Genomic DNA, 21,798 nt, shown 5'->3' on the forward strand with positions numbered 1-21,798 from the left:
CCACATTCTTATTTGCACACACTCTTTGCGTAACTGATTGAATTTCCGGGTAGTGAAGATATTTCATTTTGTTAAAGTCTTCTCTGGCGCGCTCTGTGGCAGTTGAATGACAACAGCTTTTTATTTTTATGCACAGCTTGTGGAAAAGTAGCTGGCGGTCGCCGCTGGTTAATCATGCATCACGCGGCAAACCCTTCTCAATGGCGCGCACCAGCCGTTTCTGCTGCGCGGGCTGGACGTCAATCGCCAGCGCCTGCCTTTTTTCCTGCTGCTGAAGCAGCGCCCATTCGATATGTTCGTCAAGCAGCGGGTTTTCGCCCAGCCGCTTCTCCAGCACGCCCGCGATTTCAGCGCGCCAGGGCGCGTTGCCCAGCGCCACCGCGATATTGCGCAGCCAGCGCAGATGGCCGATGCGGCGTATCGCCGAGCCTTCCGTCACGCGTAGAAAGGTTTTCTCGTCCCACTGGAACAGCGTCATTAGCTCCGGCGCATGCAGCGCGGCGCGCGGCGAGAAGTCCGTTTCGTCGCTGAGTTGTCCATAGCGGTTCCAGGGACAGATCAGCTGACAGTCGTCGCAGCCGTAAATGCGGTTGCCCATCAGCGGACGCAGCGCTTCCGGAATGGCGCCCTCAAGCTCGATGGTGAGGTAGGAGATGCAGCGGCGCGCATCCACCACATAGGGTTCGACGATGGCGTTGGTCGGGCATATGGTCATACAGGCGACGCAGCGGCCGCACTGCTCTTCCTGCGGCGCATCGATCGGCAGCGGCAGATCGATCAGCAGTTCGCCGAGGAAAAACCATGAGCCCGCCTCGCGGTTCAGGATCAGCGAGTGTTTGCCGGTCCAGCCAAGACCCGCTTTGGCCGCCAGCGGGCGTTCCAGCAGCGGCGCAGAGTCGACAAAGGGGCGGAAATTGAGCTCGCCGCACTTTTCCTGAATCATTTCTCCGAGCTTTTTCAGGCGATTGCGCAATACTTTGTGGTAATCGCGTCCCAGAGCGTAGCGGCTGACATAGCCGAGCTGCGGGTTTTTCAGCGTACTGGCAAAGGCGGCTTTAGCCGGAAGGTAGTTCATGCGTACGCTGATAACGCGCAGCGTGCCGGGCAGCAGTTCATGCGGACGCGCGCGCATCATGCCGTGGCGCGCCATCCACTCCATTTCGCCGTGATACTGTTTGTCCAGCCACGCCTGCAGCCGCGGCTCTTCCGCGCTGAGATCGGTGTCGGTGATGCCGACCTGCTGAAAGCCGAGATCCTTGCCCCACTGTTTAATCTGTTGAGCAAGCTGATGAAGATCGAGAGGGTATGACATGAGTAACCAGGAATCGAAAGCGAACGGCCGCAGTTTACCATATTCCGTCTGGCCTGCGCAGGCTCTGCGCCAGCTGGAGCGCGACGGCGCCGACGCGCTGGGCATTACGCTTTACGAGCTGATGCAGCGCGCCGGGCAGGCGGCGTTCGAGCTGGCGCGCGCGCAGTGGCCGCAGGCGCGCAGCTGGCTGATTCTCTGCGGGCATGGCAATAACGGCGGCGACGGCTATGTCACGGCGCGGCTGGCGCAGGCGGCGGGCTATGCGGTCACGCTGCTGGCGTGCGACAGCGATAAGCCGCTGCCCGACGAGGCGCAGCGCGCGCGCGAGGCCTGGCTGGAAGCGGGCGGCGAGATCCACGCCGCTGACGCCGCCTGGCCGGAGCAGGTCGATCTTATTGTCGACGCGCTGCTGGGTACCGGCATCAACCGCGCGCCCGCCGAACCTTATCTCAGCTTAATTAAGCTGGCGAACGCCCATGCCGCGCCGGTGCTGGCGATCGATATGCCGTCAGGGTTGTCGGCGGCGACCGGCTGCGCGCCGGGCGAAGCGATCGCCGCGACGCAGACGCTGAGCGTTATCGCGCTGAAGCCTGGCCAGATCACCGGCAAAGCGCGCGATCTTATCGGCGAGCTGCGCTACGCCGATCTTGGCCTGGGCGCTTTTCTCGCCGGTGAAAACGCGCCGATGGCGCGCTACGACGCCAGCTCGCTTTCACGCTGGCTGAAGCCGCGCAAGCCTACCTCGCACAAAGGCAACCACGGCCGCCTGCTGGTGGTGGGCGGCGACACCGGCACCGCCGGCGCGATTCGCATGACCGCAGAAGCGGCGCTGCGCGCCGGATCGGGTCTGGTGCGCGTCCTGACGCATCGCGATAATATTGCGCCGATCCTGACGGCACGTCCGGAGATCATGGTGGACGAGCTAACGGATGACGCGCTGCAAAGCGGACTGGCGTGGGCGGACGTGATCGCCATCGGCCCGGGTCTGGGGCAGCGCGAATGGGGACAGAATGCGCTGAAAGCGGTTGCCGCCAGTGAAAAGCCGATGCTTTGGGACGCTGATGCGCTTAACCTGCTGGCAATCAATGCGGAGAAACGTCAGAATCGCATCATTACGCCGCACCCAGGCGAAGCGGCGCGACTGCTGGGCATTAAGACCAGCGAAGTCGAGAGCGATCGCCTGCTCGCCGCGCAGAAACTCGCGGCGCGCTACGGCGGCGTCGCGGTGTTGAAAGGCGCCGGCACCCTTATCGCCAGCGAGCAGGGCGACATGGCCTTCGCCGACGTCGGCAACGCCGGCATGGCCTCAGGCGGCATGGGCGACGTATTAAGTGGTATTATCGCCTCGATGATGGGGCAGCAGCTGGCGCTGTTCGACGCGGCCTGCGCAGGCTGTGTGGCGCATGGCGCGGCGGCGGACGCAGTGGCGGCGCGGCGCGGAACGCGCGGCATGTTGGCAACAGATTTATTCGAGCTGCTTTGGCAGTTTGTTAATCCAGAGATGACCCAATAATAAAGCATGAAGACCTGTGTTATTTCCTTGCCCGACGAGGCGGCGACCCTCGATCTGGGCGCTAAGCTGGCCCGCGCCTGTACCGGCGCGGCGGTAATCTATCTCTATGGCGATCTGGGCGCGGGTAAAACGACCTTCAGCCGTGGATTTTTGCAGGCGCTTGGCCATCAGGGCAACGTCAAAAGCCCGACCTACACGCTGGTAGAGCCCTACCAGCTCGACGCGCGCGCGCTCTATCACTTCGATCTCTATCGCCTGGCCGATCCGGAAGAGCTGGAGTTTATGGGGATCCGCGACTATTTCACCGGCGAGGCTATCTGTCTGGTGGAGTGGCCGCAGCAGGGCGCGGGCGTCCTGCCGCCGCCCGATCTGGCGCTCACGCTAAGCTACGTCGGCGCCGCGCGCGAGGCGCGCCTTGAGGCGCACTCCGCGCTGGGCGAACTTCTGACCGAGCAGGTGGCGCAGGCATGATCGCACGGATGAAAAGCGCGCTGCTGCTGATACTCTGTCTGGCGACAGCGCCCGCGCTGGCGGCCAGCCTCTCCGATATCAAAGTCGAAAACGGCGACAGCAAGGCCACGGTAACCCTGAGCTTCGCCGGCCAGCCGGTGTACGGCTTTTTTCCGCTGCGCAATCCGGATCGCGTGGTGCTGGATATTCGTCAGAGCGGCGTGATTCAGGGGCTGCCGCTTAACTTCAGCGGCGAAAATATCGTCAGGCGCATTCGCACCAGCACGCCAAAGGATAAGCAGAGCATTCGGCTGGTGTTCGAACTGACGCAGGCGGGCAAAACGCGCGCGGTGACCCAGCGCAACGGCAGCAGCTACAACGTGGTGTTCACTATTCAGGGCAAGCAGCCCGTCAGCCGCGCCGCGCCAGTTTCGACCGCGGCCACGACGCCGTCGGGCCGGGCGGCGCCGAGCCGACCCGCCGCGAACCCGTTCAACGCCAACCAGGTGACGGCGGTCAGCAATACCAACACCACCACGCGCCCAGGCAATGCGCAGCCCACCAGCAACGACACGGTGATTGTGGCGATCGACGCCGGCCACGGCGGCCAGGATCCCGGCGCTACCGGCCAGCGCGGCCTGCATGAAAAGAACGTCACCATCGCCATCGCGCGCAAGCTGAAGGTGCTGCTGAACAACGATCCGATGTTTAAAGGCGTGCTGACGCGCGACGGCGACTACTTTATTTCGGTGATGGGCCGTTCCGAAGTGGCGCGTAAAGAGAACGCCAACCTGTTGGTTTCCATTCACGCCGACTCGGCGCCGAGCCACAGCGCCACCGGCGCGTCGGTATGGGTGCTGTCGAACCGTCGCGCCAACAGCGAAATGGCGAACTGGCTGGAGCAGCGCGAGAAACAGTCTGAGCTGCTGGGCGGGGCAGGCGATCTGCTGGCCAACAGCCAGGCCGATCCCTACCTGAGCCAGGCGGTGCTGGATCTGCAGTTCGGCCATTCGCAGCGCGTCGGTTATGACGTGGCGATGAAAGTGTTGCAGCAGCTGCGCGGCGTTTCGCCGCTGCATAAGCGTTTGCCGGAGCACGCCAGCCTCGGCGTGCTGCGTTCGCCGGATATCCCCTCGCTGTTGGTGGAAACCGGCTTCATCAGTAATGCCTCGGAGGAGCGACTGCTCGGCAGTAGCGCTTACCAGGATAAAATTGCGATGGCTATCTACAAAGGCCTGCGCAATTATTTCCTGGCGCACCCGCTACAATCGCTCCCAAAGGAGGAAAACCGTCCGATCGGCTCATCGCCGACGGTGAGCGTCGCCAGTAATCCGGCGACCGGCACCACGCAGTATACCGGCGCGGTGCAGCGTCATACCGTCACCCGCGGCGAAACGCTTTCCGGCATCGCCGCGAAATATGGCGTCAGCATGGGGACGCTGCGCGAGATGAACCGGCTGAAGCGCGATGTGGTCTGGGTCGGACAGCGCCTGAAGGTGCCGGCCAGCAATACGGTGGCGGCGCGCGGCCCGGCGCGTCATAAAGTGGTGCGGGGCGACTCGCTGACGGCTATCGCCGCGCATTACGGCGTCAGTCCGCAGGCGATCATCCAGGCGAACAATATGAAGTCCTCGAACGTGATGTTGGGGCAAACCCTGAAAATACCCGCCTCCTGACGGCCAGCCCGGCCAGGCGCCGGGCCAGGCTCTAAAAGGATAATCACCATGCCCATTCAAATTTTACCGCCGCAGCTGGCTAACCAGATTGCGGCGGGCGAAGTCGTCGAGCGTCCAGCATCGGTGGTCAAAGAGCTGGTGGAAAACAGCCTTGACGCCGGCGCGACGCGCATCGACATCGATATTGAAAAAGGCGGCGCGAAACTGATCCGTATTCGCGATAACGGCTGCGGCATCAGCAAAGAGGAGCTGGCGATGGCGCTGGCGCGCCACGCTACCAGCAAAATCGCCTCGCTCGACGATCTGGAGGCGATTATGAGCCTGGGCTTTCGCGGCGAAGCGCTGGCCAGCATCAGTTCAGTTTCGCGCCTGACCCTGACTTCGCGCACCGAAGCGCAGAGCGAGGCCTGGCAGGCGTACGCCGAGGGCCGCGAGATGGCGGTCACGGTTAAGCCCGCGGCGCATCCGTGCGGCACCACGCTGGAGGTGCTCGATCTCTTCTACAACACGCCCGCGCGTCGTAAATTTATGCGCACCGAGAAAACCGAGTTCGGCCATATCGACGAGGTGATTCGCCGCATCGCGCTGGCGCGTTTTGACGTCTCTATCTCGCTCAGCCATAACGGCAAGCTGATGCGCCAGTATCGCGCGGTCACTGATGAGGCGCAGCGCGAACGGCGGCTGGGAGCGATTTGCGGCACGACCTTTATGCAGCATGCGCTGCGCATCGACTGGCGCCATGACGATCTGCTGCTGCGCGGCTGGGTCGCCGATCCGGCCGGGTCGCGCCAGCTGACCGATATTCAGTATTGCTACGTCAACGGCCGCATGATGCGCGACAAACTGATCAATCATGCGATACGGCAGGCGTTTCAGACGCAGCTGCAGGCCGACCAGCAGCCAGCCTATGTGCTCTACCTGGAGATCGATCCGCATCAGGTGGATGTCAACGTCCATCCCGCCAAGCATGAAGTGCGCTTCCATCAGTCACGGCTGGTGCACGACTTTATCTTTCAGGGCGTGATGAGCGTGCTGCAGGAGAGCAGCGCGCCGACCCTGCCGTCGATTCAGGCGGAAGAGCCGGCGCCGCGCTGGCAGCCGGAGAATCGCCAGGCGGCGGGCGGCAACCACTTTTCTCAGCCCGCCGCGCCGCGCCGCAGCGAAGGCGGCGCGGCGGCGCCAGCATCACCGCCAGCCGCGCAGCCGGGCTGGCAGAATAAAGAGAATGCCTACAGCAAGCGCGAAGGTGCGGTCTATCAGCAGCTGCTGAAAACGCCGGCCGCAGGTCAGCGCGCGCCGGCCGAACCGGCCGCGCCGCGCGCGCAGCCGGTCGAGGCGCCGCTTTCTTCGCATGCGCAAAGCTTCGGCCGCGTGCTAACGGTGGTGCGAGAGCGCTATGCGCTGCTGGAGCAGGAGCAGGCGCTGCTGCTGCTATCGCTGCCGGTGGCCGCGCGCTGGGTGCGGCATGCGCAGCTGCAGCCGGGCGAGACGGGGCTGAAGTCACAGCCGCTGCTCATCCCGGTGCGCATGAAAATCGCGCGGCCGGAGCGCCAGATCGCCGCCGAGAGGCAGAGCCTGCTGAATGAGATGGGCATCGATCTGCAGCCGGAAGGGGACCACGTAACCCTGCGCGCGGTGCCTTTACCCTTGCGCACGCAAAATTTACAAATCTTGATTCCAGAGCTGTTAGGCTATCTCGCCCAGCAGCCGGAGAGCGGCGCCCCTCAGCTGGCTCAATGGCTGGCGCGACGTTGCGATACCGACGCGCCCCACTGGAATCACTCGCAGGCGATTACGCTGCTGGCGGAGCTGGAACGACTCTGCCCGCAACTGCTGAAATCGCCGCCTTCTGGCCTGATTCAGGCCCTGGATATTGAGAGCGCGCTTGCCGCATTAACCCATGAGTGAACAAAACCCGGCTGGCCGACCAAAGGCTATTTTTTTGATGGGGCCGACCGCCTCGGGCAAAACCGCGCTGGCGATAGCGCTAAGAAAGCAGCTGCCGGTGGAACTTATCAGCGTCGACTCTGCCTTAATCTATCGCGGGATGGATATCGGCACGGCCAAACCTTCGGCGCAAGAGCTGGCGCAGGCGCCGCATCGCCTGCTGGACATCCGCGATCCCTCGGAAGCCTATTCCGCCGCCGACTTCCGCCGCGATGCGCTGGCGGCGATGGCGGAGATCGTTCAGAGCGGCCGTATTCCGCTGCTGGTCGGTGGAACCATGCTCTATTTTAAGGCGTTACTGGAAGGATTGTCGCCGCTCCCCTCGGCCGATCCTGAGATACGTCAGCGCATTGAACAAATGGCGCGCGAAAAAGGGTGGGAGGCGCTGCATCGTCAGCTGTGCGACATCGACCCGGTAGCCGGGAGTCGTATTCATCCGAATGATCCACAGAGACTTTCGCGAGCACTGGAAGTTTTTTTTATTTCGGGTAAAACTTTAACGGAACTGACTAAAACATCCGGCGAAGCGTTACCCTACGATGTGTATCAGTTCGCCATCGCCCCTGCGACCCGTGAACTGCTGCATCAGCGCATCGAACTACGCTTTCAGCAGATGCTGGCGTCAGGATTTGAAGCGGAGGCTCGGGCCCTGTTTGCACGAGGTGATTTGCATACGGATATGCCTTCCATTCGCTGTGTCGGTTATCGTCAGATGTGGTCGTACCTGGCTGGCGAGATCGATTACGACGAGATGGTTTATCGGGGAATTTGCGCAACCCGGCAGCTCGCTAAACGCCAGATGACCTGGTTACGCGGCTGGGAAAATGTACGCTGGCTTGACAGCGACAGCCCAGAATCGGCGCGTGACGAGGTGCTTCAGGTTCTTAGTGCGAAGCATGGGTGATTGTGTACAATTGGCTGGTTATCGTGCGCAAATTTTTACGCAGTTTTTTCAGAACTTCGGTTCTACAAGTAATAAACAACAAGCATATAAGGAAAAGATAGAATGGCTAAGGGGCAATCATTACAAGACCCGTTTTTGAACGCACTGCGTCGTGAACGTGTTCCGGTTTCGATTTATTTGGTCAACGGTATCAAGCTGCAGGGACAAATTGAGTCTTTCGATCAATTCGTGATTTTGTTGAAGAACACGGTAAGCCAGATGGTTTACAAGCACGCCATTTCTACCGTGGTTCCATCGCGCCCGGTTTCTCATCATAGCAACAACACCGGTGGCGGCAGCAACAACTACCATCACGGCGGTAGCAACGCTTCTGCGCCGTCGCAGCCACAACAAGACGGCGACAACGCGGAATAACGCGCTACCCGTACAAGCCAGGGCGGGAGAACGCAGACCGTTTTCCGTCCTGGTCTTCTATTTTCTAAGCGAGGTTATAGCTTGTTTGACCGTTATGAAGCCGGTGAGCAGGCCGTACTGGTACACATCTGGTTCTCCCAAGACAAAGAGATGGAAGATCTCCAGGAGTTCGAAACCCTGGTCTCTTCTGCGGGCGTAGAAGCGCTGCAGGTCATTACCGGCAGTCGTAAAGCGCCACATCCCAAATATTTTGTCGGTGAAGGAAAGGCAGCTGAAATTGCCGATGCGGTAAAATCAAGTGGAGCATCGGTCGTATTATTCGATCATGCCTTAACCCCTGCGCAGGAACGCAACCTGGAACGCCTGTGCGAATGTCGCGTCATAGACCGTACCGGTCTGATCCTGGATATCTTCGCCCAACGCGCCCGAACGCATGAAGGTAAGCTGCAGGTCGAACTGGCCCAGCTGCGCCATCTTGCGACCCGACTGGTACGCGGCTGGACGCACCTTGAACGTCAGAAAGGCGGCATCGGCTTACGCGGCCCGGGTGAAACCCAGCTGGAAACCGACCGTCGTTTGCTGCGCAATCGAATCAGTCAGATTTTGTCCCGCCTTGAACGCGTAGAAAAACAGCGCGATCAGGGACGTCAGGCGCGCGCCAAAGCGGACGTGCCGACCGTGTCGCTGGTCGGCTATACCAACGCCGGCAAATCCACCCTGTTCAACGCCGTCACCTCCGCGAATGTCTATGCGGCGGATCAGCTGTTCGCGACGCTCGATCCCACGCTGCGCCGTCTGAACGTGGCGGACGTCGGCGACGTAGTGCTGGCGGATACCGTCGGCTTTATTCGTCATCTGCCTCACGATCTGGTGGCCGCGTTTAAAGCGACGCTGCAGGAAACGCGACAGGCGACGCTGCTGCTGCATGTGATCGACGCCGCCGACGTGCGCGTCAGTGAGAATATCGAAGCGGTCGATGCGGTGCTGGAGGAGATTGACGCGCATGAAATTCCCACGCTGCTGGTGATGAATAAAATCGATATGCTGGACGGCTTCGTTCCGCGCATCGATCGCAATGAAGAGAATCAGCCGATCCGCGTCTGGCTTTCCGCGCAGAGCGGCGAAGGCCTGCCGCTGCTATGGCAGGCGCTTTCCGAGCGTCTGGCGGGCGAAATCGCGCAGTTCGAACTGCGCCTGCCGCCGGAGGCGGGGCGCCTGCGCAGCCGCTTCTATCAGCTGCAGGCCATTGAAGATGAATGGAATGAAGAAGAAGGCGGCATCGGTCTACGCGTGCGTCTGCCGATGGTTGACTGGCGACGCCTGTGCAAACAGGAACCGGCGCTGCTTGATTACATAGTTTGACACGTTGCCCAAACGTCCTTACGCAATAGCTGGTATGGTGTAGCAGGCGGCTGCCGCTTTTCTGGGATCTTTTTCTTTAGCTCTTTAGGGCGAACGAAGGCAGCCAACACCGCTACAGCCGCGATAAGCAGGGTTTACCCAAAACTTTCAGGCTGTAGCAAGCTAGTCACAGCTACAGCCTGAAAGCTGCAGGGTAAACAGCGCACTTACAATAAATGGAGTAGAACATGGCGTGGAATCAGCCCGGTAATAACGGACAGGACCGCGACCCGTGGGGAAGCAGCAATAATAAAGGCGGCAACTCTGGGGGAAACAAAGGCGGTCGTGAACAGGGACCGCCGGATCTGGATGATATCTTCCGTAAGCTGAGCAAAAAGCTCGGCGGACTGGGCGGTGGCAAACAGAGTGACAATGGCCAGCGCAGCGGCGGCAGCGGTGGCAAACTGGTCGGGATCGTCGCTGTCGCGGCGGTTGTAATCTGGGCCGCCAGTGGATTCTACACCATTAAAGAAGCGGAGCGCGGCGTCGTCACGCGCTTCGGCAAGTTCAGTCATCTGGTGGAGCCAGGCCTGAACTGGAAACCTACCTTTATCGATCAGGTGCGCGCGGTAAACGTTGAAGCAGTGCGCGAGCTTGCTGCCTCCGGCGTGATGCTGACCTCGGATGAAAACGTGGTGCGCGTCGAGATGAACGTGCAGTATCGCGTGACCGATCCTGAACGCTACCTGTTCGCCGTCACCAGCGCGGACGATAGCCTGCGCCAGGCGACCGACAGCGCGCTGCGCGGCGTCATCGGCCGATCTACCATGGACCGCATCCTGACTGAAGGCCGTACCGTGGTGCGTAGCGATACGCAGCGCGAAATCGACGAAACCATTCGCCCTTACAACATGGGCATCACGCTGCTTGACGTCAACTTCCAGGCGGCGCGTCCGCCGGAAGAGGTGAAGGCCGCGTTCGACGACGCCATCGCCGCGCGTGAAAACCGCGAGCAGTACGTGCGCGAGGCGGAAGCCTATGCGAACGAAGTGCAGCCGCGCGCAAATGGTCAGGCGCAGCGTATCCTCGAAGAGGCGCGCGCTTATAAAGAACGTACCGTGCTGGAAGCGCAGGGTGAAGTGGCGCGTTTCGCCAAGCTGCTGCCTGAGTACAAGGCGGCGCCGGACATCACTAAAGAGCGTCTCTACATCGAAACCATGGAACGCGTGCTGAGCCATACCCGCAAAGTGCTGGTTAACGATCGCGGCAATAACCTGATGGTGCTGCCGCTCGACCAGCTGATGCGCGGCGCAACCGGCGCGGCGCAGAGCGGCCATAAAGGCGCGAGTCTGAGCACGCTGCCCGCTTCGCCTGGCAGCACTGCCAGCCGCAGCGACACGTCAGCCTACAATCCAGACAGCATCATGGATCAGCGTCGGGCCAATGCTCTGCGCAACGATACCCAGCGCGAAGGGAGAGAGTAATCGATGCGTAAGCCCATAATTGTAGTCATTATTGTTGTTCTGGTGGCGCTCTACGCTTCACTGTTCGTGGTGCAGGAAGGCGAACGCGGCATCGTGCTGCGCTTCGGCAAAGTGCTGCGCGACGATGAAAACAAACCGCAGGTGTTCGCGCCGGGTCTGCATATGAAAGTCCCCTTTATCGAGACGGTAAAAACGCTGGATGCGCGTATTCAGACCATGGACAACCAGGCGGATCGCTTCGTTACCAAAGAGAAGAAAGACCTGATTGTCGACTCTTACATCAAATGGCGCATCAGCGATTTTAGCCGCTACTACCTGGCGACGGGCGGCGGTGACGTTTCACAGGCGGAAGTGCTGCTGAAGCGTAAATTCAGCGACCGTCTGCGTTCTGAGATGGGCCGTCTTGATGTGAAAGATATCGTGACGGACTCTCGCGGCCGTCTGACCACCGACGTACGCGACGCGCTGAATACCGGCAGCGCCGGCAGCGACGACGAAGTGCAGACGCCAGCGGCGGATGACGCCATTGCCAGCGCGGCGGCGCGCGTCGAGCGCGAAACCAACAGCAAAGAGCCGGCGATTAACCCGAACAGCATGGCGGCGCTGGGTATTCAGGTCGTCGACGTGCGCATCAAGCAGATTAATCTGCCGACCGAGGTCTCGGACGCGATTTACAATCGTATGCGCGCCGAGCGTGAAGCCGTCGCGCGCAGCCAGCGCTCTCAGGGTCAGGAAGAGGCGGAAAAACTGCGTGCGCAGGCGGACTATCAGGTCACGCGCACGCTGGCGGAAGCGCAGCGTACCGCGCTGATTACGCGCGGCGACGGCGATGCCGAAGCAGCGAAGCTCTTTGCCGACGCATTCAGCCAGGATCCGGACTTTTACGCCTTTATCCGCAGCCTGCGCGCCTATGAAAATAGCTTCAGCGACAATCAGGACGTGATGGTGCTCAGCCCGGACAGCGATTTCTTCCGCTATATGAAAGCACCCTCTAACGCGACGCGATAAGAACTGCTATAACCTACGGGCCGACAATGATGTCGGCCTTTTTTTTGGGAATGGTAAATGAATAAAACCATATGGATGGCGCTGGCGCTGGTACTGGTGCTGGAAGGACTGGGGCCGATGTTTCTGCCGCGCATCTGGCGTCGTATGATCCTGAGCATGGCGCAGCTGCCGGATCGCCTGCTGCACCGTTTCGGCGGCGGACTGGTAGTGGCGGGCGTGGTCATTTACTACATGATCGCCGCGCACGGCGGCAGCTGATTTCTCTGCTGGCAGGGCTAAATTGTGCCTCCCGCTCGCCTATTCCCCAGGATGTTGTAGTGCGCAAAACTCAGGCGAAAAATGCGCGCAAACGTATGCTAAAAGTGCTGAAAGCCGCAAGATCAGATGGTAGAATCCATTTTTAAGCAATCGGTGATTTTGAAAATGGGTAAGAACGTCGTCGTACTGGGCACCCAATGGGGTGACGAAGGCAAAGGTAAAATTGTAGATCTGCTGACTGAACGCGCTAATTACGTGGTGCGTTACCAGGGTGGCCACAATGCAGGCCATACGCTTGTCATCAACGGTGAAAAAACCGTCCTCCATTTAATTCCATCTGGCATCCTGCGCGAAAACGTCACCAGCATCATTGGTAACGGCGTGGTGCTGTCGCCTGAAGCTCTGATGAAAGAGATGAAAGGCCTGGAAGAGCGTGGCGTACCGGTACGCGAACGTCTGCTGATTTCTGAAGCCTGCCCGCTGATCCTGCAATACCATGTCGCGATGGATCTGGCGCGCGAAAAAGCGCGCGGCGCCAAAGCTATCGGCACCACCGGTCGCGGCATCGGCCCGGCCTATGAAGATAAAGTGGCGCGCCGCGGTCTGCGCGTCGGCGATCTCTTCAACAAAGAGACCTTCGCCGTTAAGCTGAAAGAGATTGTCGATTACTACAACTTCCAGCTGGTGAACTACTACAAAGAAGACGCGGTTGACTACGACAAAGTGCTGAGCGACGTGCTGGCGGTAGCCGACGTCCTGACCAGCATGGTGGTTGACGTCTCCGATCTGCTGGATACGGCGCAGAAGCGCGGCGATCTGATCATGTTCGAAGGCGCGCAGGGCACGCTGCTGGATATCGACCACGGCACCTATCCCTATGTGACCTCCTCCAACACCACCGCTGGCGGCGTGGCGACCGGCTCAGGCATCGGTCCGCGCTGCGTCGACTATGTGCTGGGCATCGTGAAAGCTTACTCGACGCGCGTCGGCGCGGGCCCGTTCCCGACCGAACTGTTCGACGACATCGGCGAGTTCCTGTGCGCTAAAGGCAACGAGTTCGGCGCCACCACCGGCCGTCGTCGTCGCACCGGCTGGCTGGATGCGGTCGCCGTGCGCCGCGCGGTGCAGATCAACTCGCTGTCGGGTTTCTGCATGACCAAGCTGGACGTGCTGGACGGTCTGAAAGAAGTGAAAATCTGCGTAGGCTATCGCCTGCCGGACGGTCGCGAAGTGACCACTACGCCGCTGGCGGCAGAGAACTGGGAAGGCATCGAGCCGATCTATGAAACCCTGCCAGGCTGGAGCGAAACCACCTTTGGCGTGAAAACGCTGGAAGGTCTGCCGCAGGCCGCGCGCGACTATATCAAGCGCGTGGAAGAAGTAACGGGCGTACCGGTTGATATTATCTCTACCGGCCCGGACCGCAGCGAAACCATGATTCTGCGCGATCCGTTCGACGCATAATCCTGCAAAGGCCGGCGCAGCGCCGGCCTCTGTTTCCCGCTTAGCAAGCCGCTAACTCTCCCTTCGCTTTGCCGCATCGCCGTTCGGCTGAAAAAAACACACTCTGGATTCGACTCTGGTTTATCATCTACAGTAGCCGCAAGTCGGTTTACTATTAAAATCAACCGCAACGCGGACGAAATGAATAAACACGCCATGGGTGATCTACCGAGGTAATTGTGCAGCTGACAAGTTTTACCGATTATGGTCTGCGGGCCTTGATTTATATGGCAAGTTTGCCGCAAGGCAGAATGACGAATATTACTGAAGTCACCGAGACCTACGGCGTGTCGCGCAACCATATGGTGAAAATCATCAATCAACTCAGCCGGGCGGGCTTTATCGCCGCGACGCGCGGCAAAAACGGCGGCATCCGTCTTGGGATGGATCCGCATAATATCGTCATCGGCGATGTAGTGCGCAAAATGGAGCCGCTACAGTTAGTAGACTGCGCAACTTGCGCCATCACGCCAGCCTGCCGCTTAAAAAAAGCGCTAAACGATGCGGTACAGCTGTTCCTGCGGGAACTGGACAGCTATACGCTGGCAGACTTAGTCGAGGGGAACGAACCCTTATACCAAATTTTATTGTCCGAACCGCCGGTGGCAATGAATCTGAAATGACATCGGAGGAACCGCTATGTCAAACGATCCTTTTCAGCAACGAGAAGCTGAAAAATATGAAAACCCTATTCCGAGCCGTGAATTTATTCTGGCTCATCTGGAAAAACGCGAAAAGCCGGCCAGCCGCGACGAGCTGGCGCAAGAGCTGAATCTTACCGACGAAGAGCACCTTGAAGCGCTGCGTCGTCGTCTGCGCGCCATGGAGCGCGACGGTCAGCTGGTCTTCACCCGCCGCCAGTGCTATGCGCTGCCGGAACGTCTCGATCTGCTGCGCGGCAAGGTCATCGGCCACCGCGACGGCTACGGCTTCCTGCGCGTGGAAGGTCAGAAAGATGACCTCTACCTCTCCGCCGAGCAGATGAAAATGTGCATGCACGGCGACGTTATCCTGGCGCAGCCGCTGGGCGCCGATCGCAAAGGCCGCCGCGAGGCGCGCGTGGTGCGCGTGCTGGAGCCGCGCAACAATCAGATCGTCGGCCGCTACTTCACCGATGCGGGCGCCGGTTTCGTGGTGCCGGACGACAGCCGTCTGAGCTTCGACATCCTGATCCCGCCGGAAGAGACGCTACAGGCGCGTATGGGATCGGTGGTGGTGGTCGAGCTGGTGCAGCGCCCGACGCGCCGCACCAAAGCCATCGGTAAAGTCGCCGAGATCCTCGGCGACGACATGGGCACCAGCCTGGCGGTCGATATGGCCCTGCGCACCCATGAAATCCCGCACAGCTGGCCGCCGGAAGTTGAAAAACAGGTGAGCAAGCTCAGCGAAGAGGTGCCTGAAGCGGCCAAAAAAGGGCGCGTCGATCTGCGCCAGCTGCCGCTGGTCACCATCGACGGCGAAGACGCGCGCGACTTCGACGATGCGGTCTACTGCGAGAAAAAACGCGGCGGCGGCTGGCGCCTCTGGGTCGCCATTGCCGACGTCAGCTACTATGTGCGTCCCGGCACGCCGCTGGACGACGAAGCGCTGCAGCGCGGCACCTCGGTCTACTTCCCGTCGCAGGTGGTGCCGATGCTGCCGGAAGTGCTCTCCAACGGGCTCTGCTCGCTGAATCCCCAGGTCGATCGTCTCTGCATGGTGTGCGAGATGACCATCTCCTCGGCAGGCAAGCTGACCGGCTTCAAACACTATGAAGCGGTAATGAACTCCCATGCGCGTCTGACCTACAACAAAGTGTGGAATATCCTGCAGGGCAACCCGGAGCTGCGCGAACAGTACGCGCCGCTGGTGAAGCCGCTGGAAGAGCTGCACAACATGTATAAGGTGCTGGAACAGGCGCGCGAAGCGCGCGGCGGCATCTCGTTCGAGACCGAAGAAGCGAAGTTTATCTTCAATGCGGAGCGCCGTATCGAGCGCGTAGAGCGCACCGTGCGCAACGACGCGCACAAGCTGATCGAAGAGTGCATGATCCTCGCCAACATCGCCTCGGCGCGCTTTGTCGAGAAGCATCAGGAGCCGGCGCTGTTCCGCGATCACGATCGCCCCAGCGACGACAGCATCACCAGCTTCCGCACCGTGCTCAACGAGCTGGGCCTGTCGCTGCCGGGCGGCGCGAAGCCGGAGCCGATCGACTACGCCGAGCTGCTGACGCAGATCGCCGATCGTCCGGACGCGGAAATGCTGCAAACCATGCTGCTGCGCTCGATGAAACAGGCGGTCTACGATCCGGAAAACCGCGGACACTTCGGCCTGGCGCTGCAGTCTTACGCGCACTTTACCTCGCCGATCCGCCGCTATCCCGACCTGCTGCTGCACCGCGCCATTAAATATCTGCTGGCGCAGGCGGAAGGCGAAGTGAAAGGCAACGCCACGGCGACCGGCGGCTATCATTACGATCTGCCGCAGATGCTGCAGCTCGGCCAGCACTGTTCCATGACCGAGCGCCGCGCCGACGAGGCAACGCGCGACGTCGCCGACTGGCTGAAATGCGACTTTATGCAGGATCAGGTCGGCAATACCTTTAACGGCGTGATCTCCAGCGTCACCGGCTTCGGCTTCTTTGTGCGCCTCAACGATCTCTTTATCGACGGCCTGGTGCACGTCTCCACGCTGGACAACGACTACTACCGTTTCGATGCGGTGGGCCAGCGTCTGATCGGCGAATCGGGCGGACGCACCTATCGTCTGGGCGATGCGGTTGAAGTGCGGGTAGAGGCGGTGCATCTGGATGAGCGCAAGATCGACTTCGCGCTGATCTCCAGCCAGCGTCAGCCACGCGGCGAGGGCAAAACCGCACGCGAAAAAGCGAAGCGCGAAGGCAAACCGCCGTCGAAGCGTCGTCGTCAGGTCGGCAAGAAAGGCAACTTCGAGCCGAACGAAGCGTTCCGCGACGCGAAGCCGGCATCTGATAAGCCGAAGAAAGAGAAAAAAAGCAAAACCCCGTCGGAAAAAACCCGTAAAATCGCCGCCGCCACTAAGGCGAAGCGCGCCGCGAAAAAGCAGGCCTGATTCCGCCTGATGCGTTAACGGACGCTTTCTGCCGCGCAGAGAGCGTCCGCTGAAGTCCATTCAATTCCTAACTGAGCAGATCGATGAGCGAAATTATTTTTGGTATCCATGCCGTGCAGGCGCTGCTGGAGCGCGATCCCCAGCGCTTCCAGGAAGTCTTTATCCTCAAGGGCCGCGACGATCGTCGCCTGCAGCCGTTGGTGGCGGCGCTGGAAGCTCAGGGTATCGTTATCCAGCTGGCGAACCGCCAGTGGCTGGACGGTCAGGTAGAAGGCGGCGTGCATCAGGGTATCGTGGCGCGCATCAAGCCAGGCCGTCAGTATCAGGAGGGCGACCTGCCGGATCTGCTGCAAAGTCTGGAAAAACCGCTGCTGCTGGTGCTGGACGGCGTGACCGACCCGCATAACCTCGGCGCCTGCCTGCGCAGCGCCGACGCCGCAGGCGTACATGCGGTGATTGTGCCGAAAGACCGCTCCGCCTCGCTGAACGCCACGGCGAAAAAAGTCGCCAGCGGCGCGGCGGAGAACGTGCCGCTGATCCGCGTCACCAACCTGGCGCGCACGCTGCGTCTGCTGCAGGAGTACAACATCTGGGTGGTCGGCACGGCTGGCGAAGCGGACCATACGCTCTATCAGAGCAAAATGACCGGGCCGATGGCGCTGGTGATGGGCGCGGAAGGCGAAGGCATGCGCCGCCTGACGCGCGAGCACTGCGACGAGCTGATCAGCATTCCGATGGCGGGCAGCGTCTCATCGCTTAACGTCTCTGTGGCCACCGGCGTCTGCCTGTTCGAAGCGGTACGCCAGCGCGGGGCGTGATCGCCGCCGCAAAACCCCTCAGTGCCAGGCATAACTGCGCGTCGCTCTCCCATACTTAGTGGGATACGCATCGCGAGGAGTGGTTATGACCTGGACAACCCACACCGTTTTCAATCAGCCGCAGCCCCTTAGCAACAGCAACCTCTTTCTTTCCGATACGCCGCTGCGCGAAGCGCTCGCGCGCGAAGGCGCCGAGTGGGATCGCGAATGGCTGGCCTCGGTCGGCGCGCAGCTTGGCGGGGCCGAGTCGCTGGAGTTAGGAAGGCTGGCCAACGCCGCGCCGCCGGAGCTGCTGCGCTACGACGCGCGCGGCGTACGTATCGACGAGGTCCGTTTTCATCCCGCGTGGCACCTGTTGATGCAGGGCGTCTGCGCCAGCCGACTGCATAATCTCAGCTGGCAGCCCGACGTGCTCGATCGCGCCATGGTGGCGCGCGCCGCGCGCTTTATCCTCCACGCTCAGGTCGAAGCCGGCACGCTCTGTCCGGCGACCATGACGCACGCCGCCGTGCCGCTGCTGCAGCGCTGGCTGCCTGACGCTTTCAGCGGCTGGCGCGACCCGTTGCTCAGCGATCGCTACGACACCCACGCGCTGCCTGGCGATCAGAAGCGCGGCCTGCTGATCGGCATGGGCATGACGGAAAAGCAGGGCGGCAGCGACGTTACGACCAACACCACGCGCGCGGAGCCGCTGGCGGATCGCGCGCCCGGCTCGATCTGGCGCATTACCGGCCATAAATGGTTCTTCTCCGTGCCGCAGAGCGACGCGCATCTGATCCTCGCGCAAAGCGGCAGCGGCTTAAGCTGCTTCTTCCTGCCGCGTCTGCTGCCGGACGGCACGCGCAACGCCATTCGCCTTGAGCGGCTTAAAGATAAGCTGGGCAACCGCGCCAACGCCAGCAGCGAAGCGGAGTTTCAGGAGGCCACCGGCTGGCTGGTGGGAGAAGAGGGCGACGGCGTGCGGCTAATCCTCAAAATGGGCGGCATGACCCGATTCGACTGCGCGCTCGGCAGCCACGGCCAGATGCGGCGCGCTTTCTCTGTCGCGCTGTACCATGCGCACCAGCGCCAGGTGATGGGTAAAAACCTGGTGGATCAGCCGCTGATGCGTCAGGTTTTAGCGGCGCAGGCGCTACAGCTTGAGGGACAGACGGCGCTGCTGATGCGGCTGGCGCGCGCCTGGTCGCAGCCGGCGCAGCCGCTGGAAGGCGCCTTCGCCCGGCTCTTCACCCCGGCGGCGAAATACGCCGTCTGCAAGGCGGGCATGCCCTTTGTCGCCGAAGCGATGGAGGTGCTGGGCGGCGTGGGCTACTGCGAGGAGAGCGAACTGCCGCGCCTCTATCGCGACATGCCGGTCAACAGCATCTGGGAAGGATCGGGCAACGTGATGTGTCTCGACGTGCTGCGCGTGCTGCGGAAACAGCCCGGCGCGGCGGAGATGCTGCACCAGGAGTTTGAGGCGGTCAGAGGCGTGAATCGCCTGTTTGACGCCGCGTGGCGACAGCTAAAGCTGCGCCTGAGTCGACTGCAGGAGAGTCAGGGGCGGGAAATCGCCCAGCGCCTGTTTCTGCTGGCGACCGGCGCGCAGCTGCTGAAATATGCCGAGCCGCCGCTGGCGGACGCCTGGTGCCGGCAGTGGCTCGACGCGCGCGGCGTCCGCCCGCTGGAAAGTCAGGTGGCGGAGCGCTTACTGCTGCGCGCCAGCGGCGGGTGACGCGCCGTAAAGGATCGCCGTGGCGTACCAGTATCCCGGCGTCACCGTTTCGTCCACCATGATGACCTGGTAGTAGACCGCGCCGCGCTGATTGGCTTCCGCCGCCAGCGCGCGCTGCGCGTCATCCGGCGAGCCGCGAACCTGGGTGCTAACGCTGCCGAGCCTCGGCAGCCCGCCGCTCTGCGCGCGCGTGATCTCCTGCGCCTGATGGGTGGGCGCAGGCGGCGGCTGCGGCGTGGTTTTCAGCGCCGAACAGCCGCTCAACAGCAGCGCCATTGTCAGTAAGTAAGCGTAACGCATAAGGTTTACTCCAGAGGGACGGTGCAGTAAGTGTAAGCCACCGTCCCAAAGCGGGTCAGGATTTCAGGTGAAATACGCTGACCAGCTGCGTCAGATGATGGCCTTTGTGACTCAGGTTCTGCGCCGACGCGTCCGCCTGCGCCATCAGCTCGCTGTTCTCATGGGTCGCCTGGCTGATCTGGTTCATCGCCTGATTCACCTGACCGATGCCCGCCGCCTGCTGCTGCGCCGCGACGTTGATTTCGCTCATCAGCGCCTGCACCTGCTCGATGTGCGACACGATATGGGTCATGGCGTCATGCGTCTGCTGCGACAGCTGATGGCCTTCCGAGACGTTGCTAATCGACGTGGCGATCAGGCCGTCGATCTCTTTCGCCGCCTGGGCGCTGCGCTGCGCCAGCGCGCGCACTTCCGCCGCGACCACCGCGAAGCCGCGACCGTGTTCGCCGGCGCGCGCCGCTTCTACCGCCGCGTTAAGCGCCAGAATATTGGTCTGGAATGCGATCGATTCGATCACGTGGGTAATATCGGCAATGCTCTGGGAAGAGATCTGAATCGCCGACATGGTGTTAACCGATCGGCTCACCGTCTGGCTACCGTGAGTGACCAGGCTGCTCGCTTCCGCCACCAGCGTCATCGCCTGGCGCAGGTTATCGGCGGTATGCTCGACCGTGGCGCCGAACTGCTCCATGCTCGCCGAGGTCTCTTCAACGCTGCTCGCCTGGCGGCCAATCTGCTCGCTGATATTGAGGCTGCTGGCGGCGATGGTGTCGGTGCCGTCGCTGATCTCCTGCGCGGCGACGCGCACCTGACCAACAATCTTCTCCAGCCCGTCGCCGATGCCGTTGATAGCGTTAATCAGCTGGCCGACTTCGTCATGGCGGCGCGTCTCCAGATGGACGCGCAGGTTACCCGCCGCATACTCTTCGGCCAGGTGGATGACCTGCTGCAGCGGACGCGTAATGGCGCGGCGGCTGTAAAACACAAAGCCCAGCGCAAAAATCAGCACCAGCGCCAGGCCGGTCAGCATAAACAGGTTGCGGCTGTGGGTAATCGGCGCCAGCAGCGTGTCGCGGCTCACCTCGCCCACGACTATCCAGTCCCAGCCTGGCAGCTGCTGCCACGCCAGCATTTTACTTTCGCCGTCCAGCTCCGCTTCCTGCACGCCCTGCGGCTGGCTCAGCAGCGCCTGCTGCACGCTGGCGTCCCAGCCCGGCAGCTTGCCTTCATTCTGCGCGGCAAAAAGATATTGTCCCTGCGCCGCGCCCGGCGCGCCGTTCAGCACGTAAAAGTGGCCGCTGTCGCCCAGCTTGCGCGCCAGCACCTTATCGCGCATCAGCGCGTACTGCTTATCAATCTGCACGCCGACGAACAGAATGCCGACCACCGCGCCGCTTTCATCTTTAACCGGCTGATACTGCGTGATGTAGCGGTGGCCGAACAGCGTCGCCAGTCCGCGATAAATCTCGCCGCGGCTGACGCTTTTCCACGCCGCGCTGGCGCGATCGAGGCGGGTGCCGATGGCGCGGCTGCCGTCCTCTTTTTTCAGCGAGGTAGAGATGCGGTAGTAGTCGTCGCCGTCGCGCACGAAGATGGTGGAGACGGCGGTGGTGCGCTGCAAAAAGTCATCGACCGCGACCTGATCGAGGTTCAGGGTTTTCAGACCGGCGCGCAGGGTCGGGGTCGAAAACTCTCCGACCTGAATACGCGAACTGTCGTCGCGGCTAAAGCGCTGCGGCAAAAAGCTGGCGAACAGCTGGGTATAGTTGTTGACCTCTTCGGTGAGGGTAGCATTGAACATCGACGCCATTTCGCTGATGCCCTGCACCTGATTGTGCATATCATCCGTGGCGAGGCTTTCCAGCTGGCGGGCTGCGTTGTGGCTTTGAGTCAGTGTCAGGACGAACAGCAGCAGCGCGACGCTGAGAGACGTCAGTACAGACAGCTTGACTCCAAGACTCATGGGGCTGAGAGAGAGACGCTTCATAAAATACCTTTGGATCGGTTTAGGGGAAATACGATTAACGGCATCGGCAGCAAAAGGTTTACGCCTTAAATCGAACGGCGGATGTGTGAAGTCGTTCGCA

Annotated in this window: 18 protein-coding genes; 15 read left to right on the top strand and 3 right to left on the bottom strand. The window is 61.3% G+C overall.

Going from position 1 to position 21,798, the window contains the following annotated elements; genetic code table 11:
- Positions 1-172: 172 nt before the first annotated feature.
- Positions 173-1,312 (bottom strand): tRNA epoxyqueuosine(34) reductase QueG, encoded by a 1,140-nt coding sequence (queG, locus tag AC6I7Z_RS02090; RefSeq protein ID WP_277269218.1) that lies wholly within the window; start codon positions 1,310-1,312, stop codon positions 173-175.
- Between queG and nnr the strand changes: the two genes are divergently transcribed.
- The 15 genes from nnr (at position 1,311) to AC6I7Z_RS02165 (ending at position 19,411) form a co-directional block, all read left to right on the top strand.
- A complete protein-coding gene (nnr, locus tag AC6I7Z_RS02095; protein WP_497812971.1) occupies positions 1,311-2,825 on the top strand; it encodes a bifunctional ADP-dependent NAD(P)H-hydrate dehydratase/NAD(P)H-hydrate epimerase in 1,515 nt (504 codons plus the stop codon). The two genes, queG and nnr, sit on opposite strands and share 2 nt — an antisense overlap.
- 6 nt (positions 2,826-2,831) lie before the next feature.
- The gene (tsaE, locus tag AC6I7Z_RS02100) at positions 2,832-3,296 is read left to right on the top strand and encodes a tRNA (adenosine(37)-N6)-threonylcarbamoyltransferase complex ATPase subunit type 1 TsaE (protein WP_033792357.1); all 465 of its coding nucleotides are present in this window, start codon (positions 2,832-2,834) and stop codon (positions 3,294-3,296) included.
- Positions 3,293-4,951 (top strand): N-acetylmuramoyl-L-alanine amidase AmiB, encoded by a 1,659-nt coding sequence (gene amiB, locus AC6I7Z_RS02105; RefSeq protein WP_497812972.1) that lies wholly within the window; start codon positions 3,293-3,295, stop codon positions 4,949-4,951. The genes tsaE and amiB overlap by 4 nt, the downstream gene beginning before the upstream one ends.
- A gap of 48 nt (positions 4,952-4,999) precedes the next feature.
- Complete coding sequence (mutL, locus tag AC6I7Z_RS02110; protein WP_497812973.1) at positions 5,000-6,859, top strand: DNA mismatch repair endonuclease MutL; 1,860 nt, start codon at positions 5,000-5,002, stop codon at positions 6,857-6,859.
- A complete protein-coding gene (gene miaA, locus AC6I7Z_RS02115) occupies positions 6,852-7,802 on the top strand; it encodes a tRNA (adenosine(37)-N6)-dimethylallyltransferase MiaA (RefSeq protein ID WP_497812974.1) in 951 nt (316 codons plus the stop codon). Before mutL ends, miaA begins: the two co-directional genes overlap by 8 nt.
- 102 nt (positions 7,803-7,904) lie before the next feature.
- The gene (gene hfq, locus AC6I7Z_RS02120) at positions 7,905-8,216 is read left to right on the top strand and encodes an RNA chaperone Hfq (protein ID WP_033754840.1); all 312 of its coding nucleotides are present in this window, start codon (positions 7,905-7,907) and stop codon (positions 8,214-8,216) included.
- An 81-nt stretch (positions 8,217-8,297) separates the two neighbouring features.
- The gene (gene hflX / locus AC6I7Z_RS02125) at positions 8,298-9,578 is read left to right on the top strand and encodes a ribosome rescue GTPase HflX (RefSeq protein ID WP_048784414.1); all 1,281 of its coding nucleotides are present in this window, start codon (positions 8,298-8,300) and stop codon (positions 9,576-9,578) included.
- Between the two features lie 227 nt (positions 9,579-9,805).
- The gene (hflK, locus tag AC6I7Z_RS02130; RefSeq protein ID WP_497812975.1) at positions 9,806-11,041 is read left to right on the top strand and encodes an FtsH protease activity modulator HflK; all 1,236 of its coding nucleotides are present in this window, start codon (positions 9,806-9,808) and stop codon (positions 11,039-11,041) included.
- 3 nt (positions 11,042-11,044) lie between these two features.
- Complete coding sequence (hflC, locus tag AC6I7Z_RS02135) at positions 11,045-12,049, top strand: protease modulator HflC (protein ID WP_033792335.1); 1,005 nt, start codon at positions 11,045-11,047, stop codon at positions 12,047-12,049.
- A 57-nt stretch (positions 12,050-12,106) separates the two neighbouring features.
- Complete coding sequence (locus tag AC6I7Z_RS02140) at positions 12,107-12,307, top strand: DUF2065 domain-containing protein (protein WP_497812976.1); 201 nt, start codon at positions 12,107-12,109, stop codon at positions 12,305-12,307.
- A 165-nt stretch (positions 12,308-12,472) separates the two neighbouring features.
- A complete protein-coding gene (locus AC6I7Z_RS02145; protein WP_033755291.1) occupies positions 12,473-13,771 on the top strand; it encodes an adenylosuccinate synthase in 1,299 nt (432 codons plus the stop codon).
- Positions 13,772-13,989: 218 nt separating this feature from the next.
- Complete coding sequence (gene nsrR, locus AC6I7Z_RS02150) at positions 13,990-14,433, top strand: nitric oxide-sensing transcriptional repressor NsrR (protein ID WP_033754853.1); 444 nt, start codon at positions 13,990-13,992, stop codon at positions 14,431-14,433.
- A 16-nt stretch (positions 14,434-14,449) separates the two neighbouring features.
- A complete protein-coding gene (gene rnr, locus AC6I7Z_RS02155; RefSeq protein ID WP_497812977.1) occupies positions 14,450-16,879 on the top strand; it encodes a ribonuclease R in 2,430 nt (809 codons plus the stop codon).
- Positions 16,880-16,962: 83 nt separating this feature from the next.
- Positions 16,963-17,697: a 23S rRNA (guanosine(2251)-2'-O)-methyltransferase RlmB gene (gene rlmB / locus AC6I7Z_RS02160; protein ID WP_371245467.1), complete on the top strand. Its 735-nt coding sequence runs from the start codon at positions 16,963-16,965 to the stop codon at positions 17,695-17,697.
- Positions 17,698-17,782: 85 nt separating this feature from the next.
- Positions 17,783-19,411 carry an isovaleryl-CoA dehydrogenase gene (locus tag AC6I7Z_RS02165; protein ID WP_497812978.1) on the top strand — a complete coding sequence of 543 codons (1,629 nt, stop codon included), beginning with the start codon at positions 17,783-17,785 and terminating at the stop codon, positions 19,409-19,411.
- On the opposite strand, the gene bsmA is transcribed toward AC6I7Z_RS02165, so the two are convergent.
- Positions 19,385-19,711 carry a biofilm peroxide resistance protein BsmA gene (bsmA, locus tag AC6I7Z_RS02170; RefSeq protein WP_048784407.1) on the bottom strand — a complete coding sequence of 109 codons (327 nt, stop codon included), beginning with the start codon at positions 19,709-19,711 and terminating at the stop codon, positions 19,385-19,387. The genes AC6I7Z_RS02165 and bsmA overlap by 27 nt on opposite strands.
- Positions 19,712-19,766: 55 nt before the next feature.
- Positions 19,767-21,698 (bottom strand): methyl-accepting chemotaxis protein, encoded by a 1,932-nt coding sequence (locus AC6I7Z_RS02175; protein ID WP_497812979.1) that lies wholly within the window; start codon positions 21,696-21,698, stop codon positions 19,767-19,769.
- Between the last annotated feature and the right edge of the window lie 100 nt (positions 21,699-21,798).

The sequence above is a fragment of the Pantoea sp. X-Soil-MYKO-1289 genome (genome assembly GCF_059730625.1).

Coding starts and splice junctions, on each gene's coding strand:
- nnr (WP_497812971.1), top strand. CDS start 1,311: ATGAGTAACCAGGAATCGAAAGCGAACGGCCGCAGTTTACCATATTCC.
- queG (WP_277269218.1), bottom strand. CDS start 1,312: ATGTCATACCCTCTCGATCTTCATCAGCTTGCTCAACAGATTAAACAG.
- tsaE (WP_033792357.1), top strand. CDS start 2,832: ATGAAGACCTGTGTTATTTCCTTGCCCGACGAGGCGGCGACCCTCGAT.
- amiB (WP_497812972.1), top strand. CDS start 3,293: ATGATCGCACGGATGAAAAGCGCGCTGCTGCTGATACTCTGTCTGGCG.
- mutL (WP_497812973.1), top strand. CDS start 5,000: ATGCCCATTCAAATTTTACCGCCGCAGCTGGCTAACCAGATTGCGGCG.
- miaA (WP_497812974.1), top strand. CDS start 6,852: ATGAGTGAACAAAACCCGGCTGGCCGACCAAAGGCTATTTTTTTGATG.
- hfq (WP_033754840.1), top strand. CDS start 7,905: ATGGCTAAGGGGCAATCATTACAAGACCCGTTTTTGAACGCACTGCGT.
- hflK (WP_497812975.1), top strand. CDS start 9,806: ATGGCGTGGAATCAGCCCGGTAATAACGGACAGGACCGCGACCCGTGG.
- hflC (WP_033792335.1), top strand. CDS start 11,045: ATGCGTAAGCCCATAATTGTAGTCATTATTGTTGTTCTGGTGGCGCTC.
- AC6I7Z_RS02140 (WP_497812976.1), top strand. CDS start 12,107: ATGAATAAAACCATATGGATGGCGCTGGCGCTGGTACTGGTGCTGGAA.
- AC6I7Z_RS02145 (WP_033755291.1), top strand. CDS start 12,473: ATGGGTAAGAACGTCGTCGTACTGGGCACCCAATGGGGTGACGAAGGC.
- rnr (WP_497812977.1), top strand. CDS start 14,450: ATGTCAAACGATCCTTTTCAGCAACGAGAAGCTGAAAAATATGAAAAC.
- rlmB (WP_371245467.1), top strand. CDS start 16,963: ATGAGCGAAATTATTTTTGGTATCCATGCCGTGCAGGCGCTGCTGGAG.
- AC6I7Z_RS02165 (WP_497812978.1), top strand. CDS start 17,783: ATGACCTGGACAACCCACACCGTTTTCAATCAGCCGCAGCCCCTTAGC.
- bsmA (WP_048784407.1), bottom strand. CDS start 19,711: ATGCGTTACGCTTACTTACTGACAATGGCGCTGCTGTTGAGCGGCTGT.
- AC6I7Z_RS02175 (WP_497812979.1), bottom strand. CDS start 21,698: ATGAAGCGTCTCTCTCTCAGCCCCATGAGTCTTGGAGTCAAGCTGTCT.